At 74.9% G+C, this 283-nt stretch carries 1 pseudogene; it reads right to left on the reverse strand.

The annotated features are described in order from the left end of the window. Positions 1–283, reverse strand: a pseudogene (locus AX690_RS23410) (acetyl/propionyl-CoA carboxylase subunit alpha); the annotation flags it as partial.

The following is a 283-nucleotide window of genomic DNA, read 5'->3' on the forward strand; positions in this document are numbered from 1 at the left end:
GCCCTCGGCGGCGGGCGTCGCCTGCGCCGTGAAGGCCTTGCCGTCCAGCGCCGCCCTGAACACCGGCTTGCCGGGCCGCCAGTCGATGTCGGTCAGGCTTAGAACCCGGCCCTCGTCGAGCAGCGCGACGGTGATGTCGCCCTCTCCGGCCACCTTCGCCCGGCGCTTCTCATGGCCGACGAACACGACCCATTCGTCGCGCGGCGCCGAGGCCAGACCCGAGGCGTGGGACCGCGCGCGGGCGGCGTAGACGCGCTGCATGGCCGCGCCGACGGCGGTCAGG

Source organism: Caulobacter sp. CCH9-E1 (genome assembly GCF_001556515.1).
GTDB lineage: Bacteria > Pseudomonadota > Alphaproteobacteria > Caulobacterales > Caulobacteraceae > Caulobacter.